This is a genomic window from Pedobacter sp. Leaf250, from assembly GCF_920984735.1.
Lineage (GTDB): Bacteria > Bacteroidota > Bacteroidia > Sphingobacteriales > Sphingobacteriaceae > Pedobacter.
Genome location: NZ_CAKLBU010000020.1, coordinates 41,137 through 58,667, shown reverse-complemented (window position 1 = coordinate 58,667; position 17,531 = coordinate 41,137). Strand labels below are relative to the sequence as shown.

Annotated in this window: 11 protein-coding genes; 1 reads left to right on the top strand and 10 read right to left on the bottom strand. The window is 36.2% G+C overall.

The window, feature by feature from the left end:
- Positions 1–219: 219 nt before the first annotated feature.
- The 9 genes from rpsJ to ahcY all read right to left on the bottom strand — a co-directional run bounded on the left by rpsJ (position 220) and on the right by ahcY (position 14,836).
- Positions 220–525: a 30S ribosomal protein S10 gene (gene rpsJ, locus LUA91_RS16695; protein ID WP_008244591.1), complete on the bottom strand. Its 306-nt coding sequence runs from the start codon at positions 523–525 to the stop codon at positions 220–222.
- Positions 526–672: 147 nt separating this feature from the next.
- On the bottom strand, positions 673–2,787 hold the full coding sequence (gene fusA, locus LUA91_RS16690; RefSeq protein ID WP_231427258.1) for an elongation factor G: 2,115 nt from the start codon (positions 2,785–2,787) through the stop codon (positions 673–675).
- Positions 2,788–2,921: 134 nt separating this feature from the next.
- A complete protein-coding gene (gene rpsG / locus LUA91_RS16685) occupies positions 2,922–3,389 on the bottom strand; it encodes a 30S ribosomal protein S7 (RefSeq protein ID WP_231427257.1) in 468 nt (155 codons plus the stop codon).
- 17 nt (positions 3,390–3,406) lie between these two features.
- Complete coding sequence (gene rpsL / locus LUA91_RS16680) at positions 3,407–3,820, bottom strand: 30S ribosomal protein S12 (RefSeq protein WP_012780770.1); 414 nt, start codon at positions 3,818–3,820, stop codon at positions 3,407–3,409.
- A gap of 479 nt (positions 3,821–4,299) precedes the next feature.
- A complete protein-coding gene (locus LUA91_RS16675; RefSeq protein WP_231427256.1) occupies positions 4,300–6,012 on the bottom strand; it encodes a RagB/SusD family nutrient uptake outer membrane protein in 1,713 nt (570 codons plus the stop codon).
- A gap of 10 nt (positions 6,013–6,022) precedes the next feature.
- Complete coding sequence (locus LUA91_RS16670; RefSeq protein WP_231427255.1) at positions 6,023–9,013, bottom strand: TonB-dependent receptor; 2,991 nt, start codon at positions 9,011–9,013, stop codon at positions 6,023–6,025.
- A 737-nt stretch (positions 9,014–9,750) separates the two neighbouring features.
- Positions 9,751–12,564, bottom strand: a complete 2,814-nt coding sequence (locus tag LUA91_RS16665; RefSeq protein WP_231427254.1) for an outer membrane beta-barrel protein — start codon at positions 12,562–12,564, stop codon at positions 9,751–9,753.
- 305 nt (positions 12,565–12,869) lie between these two features.
- Positions 12,870–13,205 (bottom strand): DUF6370 family protein, encoded by a 336-nt coding sequence (locus tag LUA91_RS16660; protein WP_231427253.1) that lies wholly within the window; start codon positions 13,203–13,205, stop codon positions 12,870–12,872.
- 314 nt (positions 13,206–13,519) lie between these two features.
- The gene (gene ahcY / locus LUA91_RS16655; protein ID WP_231427252.1) at positions 13,520–14,836 is read right to left on the bottom strand and encodes an adenosylhomocysteinase; all 1,317 of its coding nucleotides are present in this window, start codon (positions 14,834–14,836) and stop codon (positions 13,520–13,522) included.
- Positions 14,837–15,156: 320 nt separating this feature from the next.
- On the opposite strand from ahcY, the gene LUA91_RS16650 reads away from it, so the two are divergent.
- Positions 15,157–15,585 (top strand): CBS domain-containing protein, encoded by a 429-nt coding sequence (locus tag LUA91_RS16650; protein ID WP_231427251.1) that lies wholly within the window; start codon positions 15,157–15,159, stop codon positions 15,583–15,585.
- Positions 15,586–15,722: 137 nt separating this feature from the next.
- Here the strand turns inward: LUA91_RS16650 and LUA91_RS16645 are convergent, their stop codons facing one another.
- Positions 15,723–17,171, bottom strand: a complete 1,449-nt coding sequence (locus LUA91_RS16645; protein ID WP_231427250.1) for a M28 family peptidase — start codon at positions 17,169–17,171, stop codon at positions 15,723–15,725.
- Positions 17,172–17,531: the final 360 nt, after the last annotated feature.

Below are 17,531 nucleotides of genomic sequence, written 5' to 3'. Positions count from 1 at the left end.
ATAAGGTTTTAATTAGCGATTATTGGAAGCTGCCGATTTAGGATTGAATCAGATTAAGAAAACCTGTAATTATTCTTGATTGTAAATCTCAAAAGCAATCATCTCAGTTTTAAGCTTTCCTCTACTATATAATCCCAATTCATGAATCACTTCAACAGCAAAAAAATTGGACAAAAAAATCCTGATTTGCATCAGGATTTTTAATCTTTTTAAAATCAATTAAACTTTGATTTCAACTTCAACACCACTAGGTAATTCAAGTTTCATTAAAGCATCAACTGTTTTAGAGTTAGAGCTATAAATATCTAATAAGCGTTTGTAAGCGCATAATTGAAATTGCTCTCTAGCTTTTTTGTTAACGTGTGGAGAACGTAAAACAGTAAAGATTTTTTTCTCTGTAGGAAGTGGAATTGGACCACTAACAACTGCACCCGTAGGTTTAACAGTTTTTACGATTTTCTCAGCAGATTTATCTACTAAATTGTAATCGTAAGATTTTAATTTAATTCTGATTCTTTGGCTCATCTTGTTTTTAATTATGATTCCCTGTTAGAGCTATTAACAACAGGAATCGGATTTATCTTCTTGATTAAGGGTGAGAGAACAAGGATTAAAGATTATAATGCCTAAACATTACGTCTTTTATCCTTGCTCCTTATTCCTTGATCTTACTTAGTCTTCAGATTTAATTCTACCTTTTGATTTAGCAATTACTTCATCCTGTACGTTTTTAGGCGCAGCTTCGTAGTGGTCAAATTCCATTGTAGAAGTTGCACGTCCTGAAGTAATTGTACGTAACTGAGTTACATATCCAAACATTTCAGAAAGAGGCACAGTTGCTTTAATTACCTGAGATCCGTTACGAGTATCCATACCTAATAACTGACCACGACGACGGTTCATATCACCGATCACATCACCCATGTTTTCTTCAGGAGTTAAGATTTCGATTTTCATGATTGGCTCCATCAACGTTGGTTTACATTTAGGTAAAGCTTCACGATATGCCATTTTAGCTGCAAGCTCAAATGATAAAGCATCTGAATCGACTGCGTGGAATGAACCATCCGTTAAACGAACTTTCATATCAGGAAGTGGATAACCAGCTAAAACACCATTAGCCATTGAAGCAGCAAAACCTTTTTCTACTGAAGGAATAAATTCACGTGGAATTGAACCACCTGTAATTTCGTTTACGAATTGTAAACCACCTTTTTCGAAATCAGCATCAATTGGAGAGATAACAACCGAAATATCGGCAAATTTACCACGACCACCTGATTGTTTTTTATATGTTTCACGGTGTGTTGTTGTACCAAAGATAGCTTCTTTGTAAGCTACTTGTGGTGCACCTTGGTTAACCTCTACTTTAAATTCGCGTTTTAAACGGTCAATTAAAATATCTAAGTGAAGCTCACCCATACCAGAGATTACAGTTTGACCAGTTTCCTGATCAGTTTGAACTCTGAAAGTAGGATCTTCTTCAGCTAATTTACCTAAACCAATACCTAATTTATCAACATCAGCCTGAGTTTTAGGCTCAATAGCTAAACCAATAACCGGCTCTGGGAAATCCATCGATTCAAGAACGATTGGGCTTTTCTCATCACATAATGTATCACCAGTTTTGATGTCTTTAAATCCAACTACTGCAGCAATATCACCAGCAGCCACATTAGGCACAGGGTTTTGCTTGTTAGCATGCATTTGGAAGATACGAGAAATACGCTCTTTATTCTCTGAACGAGAATTATAAACATAAGAACCCGCTTCTAAGTTACCCGAATAAACACGGATAAAACATAAACGACCTACGAATGGATCAGTAGCAATTTTAAATGCTAAAGCTGCAAATGGCTCATTAATGCTTGGTTTTAATAAAACTTCTTCATTAGTTTCTGGATTAGTACCCATAACACCTTCGCTATCCATAGGTGAAGGCAATAATTCCATCACATAATCAAGCATAGTTTGTACACCTTTGTTTTTGAAAGATGAACCACAAACCATAGGAACGATTTTAGCATCTAATACAGCAGCACGTAAAGCATCTAAAATTTCACGCTCAGTAATTGAGTTTGGATCTTCGAAGAATTTCTCCATCAAAGTCTCATCATAATCAGCTACTGATTCAAGTAATTTCTCTCTCCATTCTGCAACATCATCCAACATATCTTCTGGGATAGGCACTTCGGTAAAGGTCATACCTTTATCATGCTCATTCCAAACAATACCACGGTTGTTAATTAAATCAACCACACCTTTAAATGCATCTTCAGAACCGATAGGCAATTGCAATGGAACTGCATTACTACCTAACATTTCTTTAACTTGTTTAACAACTTTTAAGAAATCTGCTCCAGAACGGTCCATTTTATTAACGAAACCAATACGAGGAACTGCATAGTTGTTTGCTAAACGCCAGTTAGTTTCCGATTGAGGCTCAACACCATCAACAGCCGAAAACAAGAATACTAATCCATCTAATACACGTAATGAACGGTTTACCTCAACGGTAAAATCCACGTGACCTGGAGTATCAATAACGTTAACATGATATTTTTGCCCTCTGTAATTCCAATCAACCGTAGTTGCAGCAGAAGTAATCGTGATACCACGCTCTTGCTCTTGTGCCATCCAGTCCATTGTTGCAGCACCTTCGTGCACTTCACCAATTTTATGACTAACACCAGCATAATAAAGGATACGCTCAGTTGTTGTAGTTTTACCTGCATCAATGTGAGCTGCGATTCCGATATTTCTTGTAAATTTTAAATCTCTTGCCATTATATTTTTTTGTTGATTTATCTGATTTTAAATAATTACACCGATTATGTTAAGCAACAAATCGGTGTAATTTATCTAATCAGTATAATCTTCTAATTAAATCTGTGTAATCTTACTAATTTGTAAATAAACTACTAGAAACGGAAGTGAGAGAACGCTTTGTTAGCTTCAGCCATTTTATGCGTATCTTCTTTCTTCTTAACAGCAGCACCTTCACCTTTAGCAGCAGCAACGATTTCGCCAGCTAATTTCTCTTTCATGGTTTTTTCACCACGTTTACGAGCATATGAAATTAACCATTTCATACCTAGAGCTGTTTTACGTTCTGGTCTAACCTCAGTTGGAACCTGGAAGTTAGCACCACCAACACGGCGAGATTTAACCTCTACAGCTGGCATAATGTTAGTTAAAGCACGTTTGAATATCTCTAAACCGTTTTCACCTGCTTTTTTCTCAGCAATTTCAACAGCGTCGTAAAAAATAGCATAAGCGATAGATTTTTTTCCATCGTACATCATGTTATTTACAAAACGAGTTACTTGAACATCGTTAAATTTTGGATCAGGAAGAATAATTCTCTTCTTTGGTTTTGACTTTCTCATTTCTTATTTCCTCCCGATTATTTTTTCTTTCCTTTTGCAGGTGCAGCAGCAACTTGACCTGGTTTAGGACGTTTAGTACCATATTTCGAACGACGTTGGTTACGACCAGCAACACCTGATGTATCTAATGCACCACGGATAATGTGGTAACGTACACCTGGTAAATCTTTAACACGACCACCACGAATCAATACGATTGAGTGCTCCTGTAAGTTGTGACCTTCCCCAGGAATATATGCATTCACCTCTTTACCGTTCGTTAAACGAACACGGGCTACTTTACGCATTGCTGAGTTTGGTTTTTTAGGGGTAGTGGTGTACACACGTGTACATACACCTCTTCGCTGTGGACAGCTGTCCAACGCTGGAGACTTACTCTTGAACTCCAGTGCTACTCTACCTTTTCTAACTAATTGTTGAATGGTTGGCATTGTGCTTTTTTAATTTTTTATTTAATTATTTACCGCTCCCCCGGCATCCTTACAGATAGCCCATAAAACGGACTGCAAAAGTAGAACAATTCTTTTTATAAATCAAGGGGTTAGAAGAAAAAGTTTTATGTAGTAAGTAATAAGTTTTAAGTTGAGCATGAAGCAGTTGCGATTTTAAAGTAATAGACTCGTCATGCTGAATTTATTTCAGCATCTTAATTGATGTTTTGATCAATAAAAGGATGATTTTTTTTTTAAAAGCAAATGCAGTAATCCTTTTGTGGGGTTCTGCCCCGCTAATGCTTCAAGCGCCGAAGAAAAATCGGCGGCTTTACGCGTATATCGGGTTTAGGTTATACAAAATCTGCAATAAACATCAGTTGCATATACCAATACAAGATAATACTAAAACAAAGAGGCTAACCATAAATAATGATCAGCCTCCTCGAAATATTATCAGTAATTATAAATTTAAATTATTACTGGGTTGGGTTTTGGGTTAATTGTCCTGGGTATGAATTAATGGCACTTTGAGGAATATAATATATCACTCTAAAATCAGTTGGTGCAATACTTACATTTTGATTTTGAGGCCCTGGATACTGACGACTAAGCGCCTTTCCGTTACGGAAAACATCAAAGCTACGCTCAGCCTGATAAGCCAATTCTAATTGTCTTTCTTTATCTATTAAGTCTCCTGCATTTGCAGCATTTAGAATAGCATAGCCACCATTAACAATAGAACGTGTTCTTACTGTATTTAAATCGCTAAGTGCTTCGGTAAATTTCTGTAATTTAGCATATGCCTCGGCTCTATTCAAGTACACCTCGCCCAACCTGCTAATTACTGGAGAATGTAATTGCGAATCTTCACCCTCACGCGAATCTTTAACAATGTAAAATTGAGGATAAACACGATTTAGCGTTATAAAGTAGTCAATAAAACCAGTATAGGTTTTTCCATTTTTATAGTTAATGGTGTAAATTTCCTGCGCAGCGTTTACTGGTGTTAAAGTATACACATCAGTACCTTCAGTGCAAGTAATTGTACCACCATTTCGGGTTATAGTTGCTTGTACATAGTTTAACACATTACCAGCGTCATCTTTAATAAATCTAAATACTTCTGTGTAAGCTCCTGCAGCGTTTTTCGAATAAGTTGGTTCTATAAATGCAGCTCTGGCATCAACAATTTTATATTTATCCGGGCGCCAATCATTTCTACCTGTTTCGTTTAACAAGCCAATATATTTTGCACTCGCATACATTTCTCCCCAACCTTGGCCACCAATATTAGAGTACATACCACCAATGCCATAATAATGATCAGAACCAGAAAATTCTGATGTCACACGCTTAATTGCAAAAATGGTTTCTCTGTTGTTTTCAGGCGTGAAAGTATTGTATTTCATAAACTGATCCCTTGTTAACAGGCTATAAGTAGATGAACTGGCAATTACTTTATTTGCATAATCTACTGCAAGTTGAGCATTAGCCTGATTTGGGTTTTCATAAGTCCCACTCATATAAAGATAAATTCTGGAAAGCATGGCCTGAGCAGCACCCTTAGATGCAAAAATAGGTCCCTTGTTTACAGAGATTAATTCTTCTGCTTTTTTCAGGTCAGAAATTGCTTGTTCGTAGGTTGCCTTAACCGTAGATCTATCTGGTAAATTTAAATTAATAACATCTTTAGGTGTACCATTCACAATAGGCACGCCTAAATTGGTTTCTGGACTTTGGTAGTATGGGCGGCCAAAAGCACGAACCAAATAAAAATACATCATTCCCCTAACATAGTAGCACTCTCCTATCTTACTATCAAGTGTTGCATTTTTACCCTGCGGAATTAGGTTAATTACATTTGAAGCTTGTGCAACCGCTTTATAACCGCTATCCCAAAAGGTTGTTAACCTTGAATTATTTGGAGTTCTGGCAAAAGAGATAAATTCGTAAAATGGATCAGTTGAAGATCCTCTGATCATCATATTATCTCCTGCATATTCACCTAAGCGATGCATAGGATCTGACCAAGCTTTAAGTTGTGCGTAAACACCATTAAGCAACCCATCTATTGATTCTTCTGGATTTTGATTTATCTTTTCAGATTGCAATGACCCGAATGGCTCTCTATCAACTTTACAAGATGATATTGCAATTGTAGCGAAGATGATAACTAATATCTTTTTCATTTTTATTTATTTAGAATGAAGCATTAAGACCGAACATAAATTTTCTTGACATAGGATAAACTGATGGTCCTGTAGAAAATAAAACAGCTCCATCGTTAGCAGGTAATTCTGGATCTACACCCGAATATTTGGTGATAACAAACAAGTTCTCTCCTGATAAATACACTCTTAAATTTCTTACCTTATATTTTTTCAAATCGAAACTATACCCTAATGCCAATGAACGCATTCTGAAAAAGTCGCTGCTTTCCAAATAACGCGAAGACATGGAATTACCTTTATCTTGATTATTATATCGAGCTACAGGATGGGTTGCAATGTCGCCAGGTTTCTGCCATCTGTTCCAACCTTCCATTAAATTCATTTGGTTTCTATCTGTGTAAGCTCCGTCTGAATCGTATTCCTGACGCGAATAGTTGTAAATTTTGCCACCTATTGAATAACCAAAAACTGCATTTAAGTCAAATTTTTTCCAGGTTAGAGCAGTAGTAATTCCACCAAAGAAATCTGGTGATGCTTTTGATAATTTTTCTTGAGTAGCTTGTGCATAGGTAGATGTTGTTGTTCTGCTTGTTTCGTTTCCATTTGCATCTCTGGTAACTTTATACCATAGGGGCAAACCATTATCTGGATTAACTCCCGCCCATTCTGGCATATAATATGTATCAACAGGTAAGCCAACTTGTAAAATTCGGGTGGCAGAGCCTGCTATACCCAAACCATCATCAACAATGATTGGTTTGGCTGTGTAAGAGCCATCCAAGTTTCTAGTTTTATAAATATCGGTAAGCTTATTAACGTTGTGTCCTAAATTCATATCCAGGCTCCATGTTAAGTCTTTGGTACGAATTATATCTCCACCAAGTGCTATCTCTATTCCTTGGTTTCTCATTTCACCAACATTCTGATATAATCTGGTTACACCTGTTAAACCCGAAATAGGCACATTGTAAAGAATATTGTTCGTATTTTTAATATAAAAATCTAAGTTTAATCTAAGTCTGTTATCAAATGCAGCTGCATCCAAACCTAAACCGCTGGTATAAGTTTCTTCCCAGGTAAGGTTTTCGTTTCCGAGTTGACTAATCAAAAGACCCGGAACTCCATTATAACTTGCAGCTGGGTTTACAGCATATAAATCAAATTGTGGATATAGCGAACTTGGACGGTTACCTACGGTACCAACAGCAGCACGAAGCTTTAAATTATTTATGTATTTTGTATTAAACCAATTTTCGCGGTGTATATTCCAACCTGCCCCAACTGAAAAGAAGTTTCCGTATTTTTTACCAAAATTCGATGCACCGTCTCTACGAAATGATACTTGAGCCAGATATTTATCATCATAAGAGTAACTACTTTTAAAAAGTAAAGATTGTACTGCCCATTCGCTTATACCTCCTTTAGTCCTTTCGGGCTTAGAAACAACATCCAATACTTCAAATCCTGGAATTAATCCGGTTCCATAAACATCTAATGATTTACTTCTGTAATCATTAAATTCATAACCTGCAACAGAATTTAAGCTGTGCTTTCCCCAAGAATTATTGTAAGTTAAAAGTTGGTTGGTATAACGACGTGTATATTCATCTCTGTATTCAGTAATACGTCCATTTACACTTAAGCCTCCGTTCGAACGAGGATCGGTATAACTACTTGCAGAATAGGTATTAAACCTGTAATTATTAACAGAAGAGAAAGTTAACTTATTAGTTATCTTGATATCAAAATCAAAATTACCCATTAATTCATAGTTCGTATTAGAACCTTTATTCCACTGTAAATCATACAAATAGTTGGTAGATACGCTATTTACCCAGGTACTAGAACGATGAGGGACTAAATTTCCGTTTGCATCATACGGGCTGTCCCAAGGCAAATTTGAATATATTGATGTTACAGAATATTGTTTATCTGAAACCCCACGGCGAGCACCAACTAATGATGGTTTAATAGTAAGCCAGTTGTATGGCTTGTAAACAGTATTGAACCTAAAGTTATAGCGTTCGTAATCATATCCTTTGATAGCTCCGGATTCATCGTAAAAACCAATCGATAACATTGATTGTAACTTTTCGGTTCCTCCTTGAAAGGTGATATTATGATTTTGATTAAAGCCTTCTTTAGTTGCTAAATCCCACCAATCGAAATTGCTGTTGCGCAACTCTGGCTTCCACCTAGGGAAACTAATGGTATTTGCATTGGCAAAAGATGCAAAATAATCATATAATTCAGCACCGTCCATTACCTGAAGATTACCATTAGTAAGTTGTGTTACACCTACTCTGGAAGATATATCGATTGTCATTTGTCCAGATTTGGCTCTTTTAGTTGTCACAATGATTACACCATTGGCGCCTTGAGAACCATAAATTGCAGTTGATGCAGCATCTTTTAATACCGTAAGATTCTCGATATCTTCTGGATTTAAATCTCCAGGACTAGAGCCAATAATTACGCCATCAATAACCCAAAGCGGACTGGTTGTACCGCCCAAAGTAGCTTGTCCGCGAATAATAACAGCTCCTGCTGACCCTGGCCTTCCTGAACCTGGCGCAACAAATAAACCAGGAGCTTTACCAGCAAGCAGATTTTGTACATTTGGAGAAGTAACGTTTTTTAACGCACTACCTTTAATAGTACTTAGCGCTCCTGTTAAACTTTCTCTTTTTTGTACACCATAGCCAACAACAACAACTTCATTCAATGATTCGGTTGATTCTGCAAGCGTAATATCTCCAAGAGATTGACTTGTAATGGTAATTTCTTTAGAGGTAAAGCCTACATAGCTAATGATTAAGACTTCACCAATTTTTGCTTCTATGCTAAAAGAACCCGTAGCGTTGGCAGATGAAACACGGGTTGTGCCCTTAACTTTTACAGATACGCTCGGAATAGATCTGCCCTCTAGATCCTTAACCGTTCCGGTTATTGGTAAATTTTGTGCTCTGGCTAGAATAGCAGAAGCACTTAGAAAAAATAATAGTAATAACTTTTTCATTATGGAATTACAGTTTTAAATGGTTGGTTAGTTTGTTTTGGAATTGATACTAATAATTTGATGAGATTACAGCATAATACAGTTGATTAGTTGTTTGATATTTAATTAGAATTAAGCTTATCTGCTAGTTATAAGAACTTTTAAATCCTAATTAAATTCTAAATTATGTGATTGTAAACATTAAAAACCAACAAACTCCACGCAAACGTTTGATCAAACGAGAGTATTTAAGAGAATCCTAAAATCAGTTTTGATTAAATTATTTAGAATATGGTGTTTTTAGAAGAATGACTGTTTGTAAGCTTTCTTGAGGAGTATTTTTAATCGTTTTTCTTAATGTTAGGCATAATTAAGCCTTCTTTTTACAGCTTTTGAATAAAGAATAAATCGAATACGGATTTATAACAATCGTTTGCGTTAAAATTTGTTAAGGTCTTCCTTTTATCTGTTGGAGAATAATTTTGCAATAAAGCTTACTTATCTAAGGTTAAGAACATTTAATACGGAGATAGAGTTGTTTTGAATTGAGGGAATTCAAAAATTAATTTAGATAAACGATTAGCTGCTTAACAATCAGCTCTTTTTATACCATCCTGCACACAATAGAATAAGATTAGGGTTGCAAAATTTACACAAGCAATAAAAAATATGCTATTATTCAATTTGAAAAAATATATCCAAAAATTAAGGCCTATGAAATTTCATAAGCCTTAGCTAAACTGTTAATAAAACTTTCCTTAATTTACCGTACTTCTTGGATTACTTTTCTCGCTTTTTGAACCAACCTTGGTAATCTTGTAATTTAAGGAAACATAGAAATATCTGGTAACTGAATTAAAACGAATATCTTCAATCCTACTTCCATTTACCGTTCTGTCGATATTGATATTTTGTTTCAGAATATCAAATCCTTTTAGGGCCAAAGTAATTCTACGTTTCATGAAATATTGCTCTAAACCAGCATTTAATAAAAATACATTGTTATTAAATCCATCGGCCCTTCCTGCGGCACCATTGTGATTTAGTTCTGCATTGATTCTCGTGTTTTTAATAAACTCGTAGCTTAAGCTCGCACTATTAGAAAAATTAAAGAATTTATTATCCAATGCACTCGGCTGCGAATTATTCACTTTGCTGTATTGCACCCCGATGTAAATTCCGGCATTTAATTTATCATCAATATCGTAGCTGAAGTTAGCATTAGGTCCAAAATTGTACCGATTTGTGATGTTCTTTTCGCTGTTTATAAATGAAGTATTGTGCGATAAGGATAAATTAACACCATAACCCATTCTCAAACCTTTTAATTTGGTTGGCTGACCAAAAAATGTACCCGTATTAATGAAGTAATTACCATCAACGTTTACTGGCTGAACGTATTGCACACCATTTACATAATTAATACTATTTCCAACATCATCTAAAGTATAATTTACCAAGAAATACCCATTCCAGTATTTATTATTATCGGCACTGAAAGTATTAAAGTTAACCGACATGCGGTGGCTTTTTCTGGCTTCTAAGTCAGGGTTTCCTACTCGCTGATAAAGTGGGTTGCTGTTATTCTGAACCGGCTGCAAATCGTTCACTGATGGTAAATTCACATTCGCATTGTAATTTAGCTGAAGTGTATGCTTGTTTTTATTTCTAAAATTAATGTTTAAGCGAGGAAGAATATTATAATATTTCTTATCAATATTATTGGTATTTACACCAGCACTACTAAACGAGGAGGCATCCAAACCTGTCTCCTGAAATCCCAGACCAAAATTATAAGTCCATTCGGTGCGGTTGTAAATCAGGCCTAATCTTGCAGTTTGTGTCCACGTATGGTTTTCAAGCGTATTCGAAAAATCAGGAACTATAGCATCATAGGTATTATTTATAGGATTATAGCTTAAGGTTAGTTGTTCGGCCTCTACTTTACCTTCGTTGCGGATATAGGCAATATTGCTGTTTAGTTTTTTATCTATAATGGGGCGAATATAATTAACCGCAACACTATAATTTTTTGATTTGTTTTCCTGTTCAGCTTGTTGATTTAAATCTGTTACGTCGATTATCCCTCCGCTATAATTATTAATCAAAGATTTATTAAGCCAGTTTGAATTGAAGGTATTTTGCGTTCCGCTTAAACCAATAATAACAGATCCCTTTTTCAATCGCCTTGTAGCAGAAAGCTCTCCGAAATATGCTGGTGTAGAATTCCGTTGATCCAAAAACTGATTACCTTCATTTATTTTTCCTGTTACATCAAAAGCAGAATTGAACTCCCTGTTGTTAATATTGGTAGTGTAATTCAGAATTGCATTTGAGCGAAAAGTTAAATCCGTTAGTGAATCGGGATGGTATTCTACCTTAAAATTGAATCGATGTGCCTGATTGTCAGAGTTCCGATTGGATACTTCATTGGTTCTCAATACATCATCCTGATTAATATCCTGCACATTTGAAAATCTATTGCCCAAACCTTTGCTGAAATAAGTAAAATAGCTACTGCTCAACGTCAGTTTATCTTTTTCACCCCAACTGTTGCTGAAGTTTAGTCCGCCGCTATGAGTAGTTACCTCTCCCATTGCACTGTTATCAAAAACACCAGAACCACCAATTGTTGTGCGCCCGTTATTTACATTAATCGAAAAGCCACCACCACCCGGAGGTGCAAATAAATTTCCAATATTACCACTCGTAAAACTGTTCAAATCTTCGTATTGAAAGCTTGCATTACTTACATTATTACTCATTCCCAATACTGCGAACTGCATTTTTTTAGTGAAATGATTGGCGCTCAGATAACTACTATACCGATCTGTAGTTCCGCCTGATAAATTGGCGTTACCGAACCAGCCATTCTTTTTATCTTCTTTAATAGTCAGGTTTAGCACTTTTTCCCTTTGTCCGTCATCAATTCCTGTCGCTTTTGCTTCAAGGGTTTTACTATCAATCAGCTGAACCTTTGCAATGACGTCGGCTGGTAAATTTTTAGTTGCAGTTTTCGGATCGGTGCCAAAGAAGTCTTTTCCATCTACCGTTAAACGGGTTACCTTTTGCCCCTGAACCAAAATGCTTCCGTCTTTATCAATGGTTACACCTGGCAATTTTTTCAAGAGATCTTCAACCGCTGCGTTAGGTTGGGTTTTGTAAGCATCGGCGTTAAACTCAACAGTATCTTTTTTTACTGTAGCCGTGGCATACCGACCTGCAATTGAAACATCTTTCAGGGCGATGGCATCTTCCTTTAATTTTAACGTTCCTAAATCAATATTTTTTTCTGAAACGCTGATGTTTTTTAAAATCGCTACATAACCCATAGCAGATGCTTTAAGCTGATAATCCCCTCGCAATATATCTTTGAAAAAGAATTCTCCAGTTTTGCTCGTTACCACACCGATTTTTTTATTTGAGTCAGTTTTGCTTGTTAATATTAGTCCTACATACTCAAGGGGTAGATTTGTTTTGCTATCAATGGTTTTTCCTGTGATGTTTCCAACTTCTTGTGCGAAGACTTTCGTAGATAAAAGGCAAAGCAAAATCAATAAATAGGGTTTCATATCTGAAATTTGTTTTTTTAGCTTGTTTGGTATTGAGGAGTTAAACTCAATTTTCAGATATAAGACACAGCAAAAACCGAAATGTGACAGTTTTTAAAATATTTTTTTTGGGTGAAGAAGTGGTCTTGCAGATTTATCTTTCTATTTTGAACATATTATTTTTCGGGCAATCGTCATTTCAAGTTTAATTGAGAGTTTGATAACTGCTTTTATAGCGCATTAAAATTTCCACCTTCGCGGATATGACAAAAATAATAGAGAATTTTACTTTTGAAGCAGGCTTTTTTATGAATTTAGATATATTGCTATTTGGATAACAACTTGATGTTTTTTGCTTTAAATCTGCCATTAATAATTTTCCCAGAAACTTCGGCTTTACTTACGGCATTGCAAAAGCCATGTTCGCCATGCGCATCGCCAAAATCGTCTATGTTCTTGCCATCAACAAAATAAGATATACCATCAATTCTTATTGCCAAATCACAGCTTTTGCCTTTTATTTTAAACTGGCATTCGCCACAGGCGATATCTACAACCTGTTTCTTAACTTCTTGATTAGCCAATGATTTTTTAGATATAGTTTGCGCTTTGGCGGTAAAAGCAATGGCTGTGAAAAGTATTATGATGGCTAGGTTTTTCATGATATTATTTTTCCAAATGTAGGTTTTGGCTGGCAAAAGAACTTCAATCCTTTGTAAAATAAACCTGATGGGAACGAACACGGATTCCGATATTTCATCGGGAGGAGTAAAGTGGACAGCAGGGCTACAATTGCCGAAACGTTACTGAAATTACGTTTTCAAAATATTATTTTTTGCCACGGAAACACAGAAGGCACGGAAATTTAAATCTTTCGACAGGCTCAAGATGACAATCAAAATAAAAAGGGATATGCAAATTGCACATCCCTTTCGATATTCAGCTTCGGACTTCCGACTAGGACTTCCGCCTTTTTTTAGTAACGATATTCGTCTGATTTGAACGGACCTTCAACCGGAACGCCGATATAATCAGCCTGGTGTTGATCTAAAACATCCAATTCTACGCCAATTTTTTCCAAGTGTAAACGAGCAACTTTCTCATCTAAATACTTAGGCAAAACGTAAACTTTGTTTTCGTATTTATCAGTGTTAGTCCAAAGCTCTAATTGCGCTAAAGTTTGGTTGGTAAAGGAGTTACTCATTACAAAACTTGGGTGGCCAGTTGCGCAACCTAAGTTTACCAAACGACCTTCGGCCAATAAAATGATGTCTTTACCTTCGATGGTATATTTATCAACCTGTGGCTTAATTTCCACTTTAGTTGAACCGTATTTTTCGTTTAACCAGGCAACATCGATTTCATTATCGAAGTGACCAATGTTACAAACAATCGCTTTATCTTTCATGGTTAAGAAATGCTCGCCACGAACAATATCACGGTTACCAGTTGTAGTAACAATAATATCTGCTTCTTTAACAGCAGTAGCGAATTTTTTAACTTCATAACCTTCCATTGCAGCTTGTAAAGCACAAATTGGATCGATTTCGGTAACAATTACACGTACACCTTGTGAGCTTAAAGATTCTGCAGAACCTTTACCCACATCGCCATAACCGCAAACAACAGCTACTTTACCAGCCATCATTACGTCAGTTGCACGACGAATGGCATCAACTAATGACTCGCGACATCCGTATTTGTTATCGAATTTAGATTTAGTTACCGAATCGTTAACGTTAATTGCAGGTAAGTGCAATGTTCCGTTTTTCATTCTTTCGTATAAACGGTGTACACCAGTTGTGGTTTCTTCTGATAAACCTTTAATTGCAGCAATTAACTCAGGGTATTTATCGAAAACCATGTTTGTTAAATCGCCACCATCATCCAAAATCATGTTTAATGGTTGTTGCTCCGGGCCGAAGTGTAATGTTTGCTCAATACACCAATCAAATTCTTCTTCGTTTAAGCCTTTCCAAGCATAAACCTGAATACCAGCAGCAGCTATTGCAGCAGCAGCATGATCTTGTGTAGAAAAAATATTGCAAGATGACCAGGTAACTTCTGCACCTAAAGCCACTAATGTTTCGATTAATACAGCCGTTTGGATAGTCATGTGCAGACAACCTGCAATACGAGCACCTTTTAACGGTTGCGTTGGACCGAACTCTGTACGTAAACTCATTAAACCTGGCATTTCTGCTTCGGCTAATTCGATTTCTTTACGGCCCCATTCTGCCAGTGAAATGTCCTTAACTTTGTAAGGGATATAGGTTGTCTCTACTGATGACATATTTTATTTGTTTTAAATGTGGCACAAAGTTACGGCATAGCTTTGTGAAACCCAAATAATTAAAAGAGCAAGCTAGTTTACAGAATGTAAAATATTGAGTGTTTATATTAAGGTTTTGAAAAGCAATTGCAGCATTTCTTCGGTTGTTTCAGCCCCGCTGTCCCTACAAGCTCCAATAGAAAAAATTGGAGGCTTTTCGTACCATCGGGTTTAGGTGGGCTATAAATGTATCTATTTTGAGAAACCTGGCATCAACATTAAACAAAACTTTGATATTCAGGATATTATTTCATAAATTGATTTAACCAAATAAACCAATTATGAAAACCGTTAAACACTTACTCGACACTAAACAGTCGCTAATTATTGCTGTACCTGAAAATATTTCCGTTTTAGATGCTTTAAAAGTAATGACTGATAAAAACATCAGTGCCCTTTTAGTGATGGAAAATGAAAAACTCTCTGGCATTTTTACCGAACGCGATTACGCCAGGAAAATCATTCTTCATGGAAAATCTTCAAAAGATACCTTGATTAAGGAGGCTATGACACCAAACCCGATTACCATTACTTTAAGTGATTCTATTGATTATTGCATGGAATTAATGACGGATAAACACATTCGCCATTTGCCTATTGTAGTAAACAACGAGGTGAAAGGTATGATGTCAATCGGCGATGTGGTAAAATTTATTATCGCAGACCAAAAACAAACAATTTCTCAATTGGAAAGCTATATTAGCGGATAGAAGTTGAAGGTTAAAAGTTTAAAGTTAAAGGTTAGCATTTAGAATAAAAAACCGTCATTCCGGACAAACGAAGCAAAGAAGGTTGCTCCGATTAAATCGAAATGACGGTTAGTGAAAGAAATAAATGTAGTAGAATATTATTTCCACCTCCACTCGCCAGCAATGGTTAATGGTTCTTTTAAGTTTTGAGATTCTAAGAAAGCTTTTAATTCTTCTTCGCTTTGTACACCAACCGGAATTTTTGGCGTATTGGCCAAAGCATAGGTGAGCATGGCACTGTAACGAACAGTATTTTTTAAACCCTGCTCATCAACTAGCTTAAACGAGTCGCCATCCGAATGATAAAATGGTCCAGAGTTGTTTGGTAATTTACCACCAAAACCGCCTCCTGTTGGAATTCCCTCTAACATAAAAGGTTGATGATCGCTATGCAAACCTGCGCCAGCATTGAACAAGTTTTTAAAACCCGTATCGATTTTTACAATATCATCGCCCCATGCAGTAAACATATCTTTCATTTCAGCACGGGATGTTGAAAACCCTTTTGGATCGTTTGTCATGTCGTAATTCAACATAAACTTGACCTGATTCAAGGTCTTAGATTTTTTGGCTTGATCGATGTAAGCCTTAGAACCTAATAAGCCTTGCTCCTCGCCCATGAATAACACAAACTCAACAGTGCGTTTGGTTTTCAAATTCAGTTTTTTGAAAGTCCGGGCCATATCCATTACCGCGAATGAACCTATACCATTATCTATTGCACCGGTTGCCAAATCCCAACTGTCTAAGTGGCCGCCAACAACGATTTTATCTTTTGGCATTTCAGTTCCTTTGAATGTAGCCACTACGTTTCTGGCTTTAATCAAACCCGAAAAATTTGTCATAGCGATATGCGCTACTTGAACTTGGGTTTTTAGTTTTTCCTTTAATGCCATTCCATCTTCCAAACCGATACAAACTGCTGGAATTGGTATTAATTTTCCTGTTACTGAAGCCGTTCCTGTTAACAACACTCCATTTTTTACTGTATTGATAATAATTACACCAATTGCACCATATTTTGTAGCAATGGCTGTTTTTTCTGATCGGTGCAATGATTTTGTTCCAGCCGGTGAACCTGGCAAAACGCCCAGATAAATCAAAGCAATCTTTCCTTTAAATTTTGAGGGATCAGTTTGATAATCTATTTCCAATCCATTTCCAGCATCTGCAATATCGCCAGTTATATCTGCACTTACAGGAGAATGTGCTAACGTAACAGCCTTAATTTTGGCAAGGCTATTTTTGTCGGCGCCAATCGCTACATCGATTGTTTTTCTTGCCCAGCTTTCTACTTCAAAAGGTTGAAATTTTACTTCACAGCCATAAGATTTTAGCAAATCGAAAGCATATTGCTCTGCCTTTGCTCCATTTGCTGATCCGGTTAAGCGGTGCCCAATGGTTTCAGTTTCTTCTTTTAGCGTTTGATAAGCTCTTGAATGCTGCTGAACATCTGTATTGATTTTTGCGAATACATCGCCAAATTTGTCTTGTGCATTTGCAAATAAAGCACCGCAAATAAGTGCGGCTGAAAAAAGATATTTCATGATTATGGTTGCTGATTTATTCGCTGAAAATACAAAAATTACGCTTGGCTACTAAGCTGTAACGTTTATTTTGCTTTGCGATATATATTGTCCCGCATATTTAAAGTGATAATAACAGAATTAATAATTTAAATTCTGCGAAAATTTGCGAAATCCACTTGAGAAATTCAAAGCCGCCCAAATATGATCGCCCGAAGTTTATAAACCTGATTGAAGTGAAAATACTTTTTGGTTGCAGCAACTTTGATTGTCTGACAGCAATTTACAAAAAGATTGAAACGGAAAGCAGGGCGAACATTAAAATGGAATACTGTCTTGGCTTTCCAAATCTTTTTTAACAATCTTAGGAATTAAAGAAAA

Bases quoted from the DNA above. Each gene is read 5' to 3' on its own strand.
- rpsJ (WP_008244591.1), bottom strand. From the start codon at position 525: ATGAGCCAAAGAATCAGAATTAAATTAAAATCTTACGATTACAATTTA.
- fusA (WP_231427258.1), bottom strand. From the start codon at position 2,787: ATGGCAAGAGATTTAAAATTTACAAGAAATATCGGAATCGCAGCTCAC.
- rpsG (WP_231427257.1), bottom strand. From the start codon at position 3,389: ATGAGAAAGTCAAAACCAAAGAAGAGAATTATTCTTCCTGATCCAAAA.
- rpsL (WP_012780770.1), bottom strand. From the start codon at position 3,820: ATGCCAACCATTCAACAATTAGTTAGAAAAGGTAGAGTAGCACTGGAG.
- LUA91_RS16675 (WP_231427256.1), bottom strand. From the start codon at position 6,012: ATGAAAAAGATATTAGTTATCATCTTCGCTACAATTGCAATATCATCT.
- LUA91_RS16670 (WP_231427255.1), bottom strand. From the start codon at position 9,013: ATGAAAAAGTTATTACTATTATTTTTTCTAAGTGCTTCTGCTATTCTA.
- LUA91_RS16665 (WP_231427254.1), bottom strand. From the start codon at position 12,564: ATGAAACCCTATTTATTGATTTTGCTTTGCCTTTTATCTACGAAAGTC.
- LUA91_RS16660 (WP_231427253.1), bottom strand. From the start codon at position 13,205: ATGAAAAACCTAGCCATCATAATACTTTTCACAGCCATTGCTTTTACC.
- ahcY (WP_231427252.1), bottom strand. From the start codon at position 14,836: ATGTCATCAGTAGAGACAACCTATATCCCTTACAAAGTTAAGGACATT.
- LUA91_RS16650 (WP_231427251.1), top strand. From the start codon at position 15,157: ATGAAAACCGTTAAACACTTACTCGACACTAAACAGTCGCTAATTATT.
- LUA91_RS16645 (WP_231427250.1), bottom strand. From the start codon at position 17,171: ATGAAATATCTTTTTTCAGCCGCACTTATTTGCGGTGCTTTATTTGCA.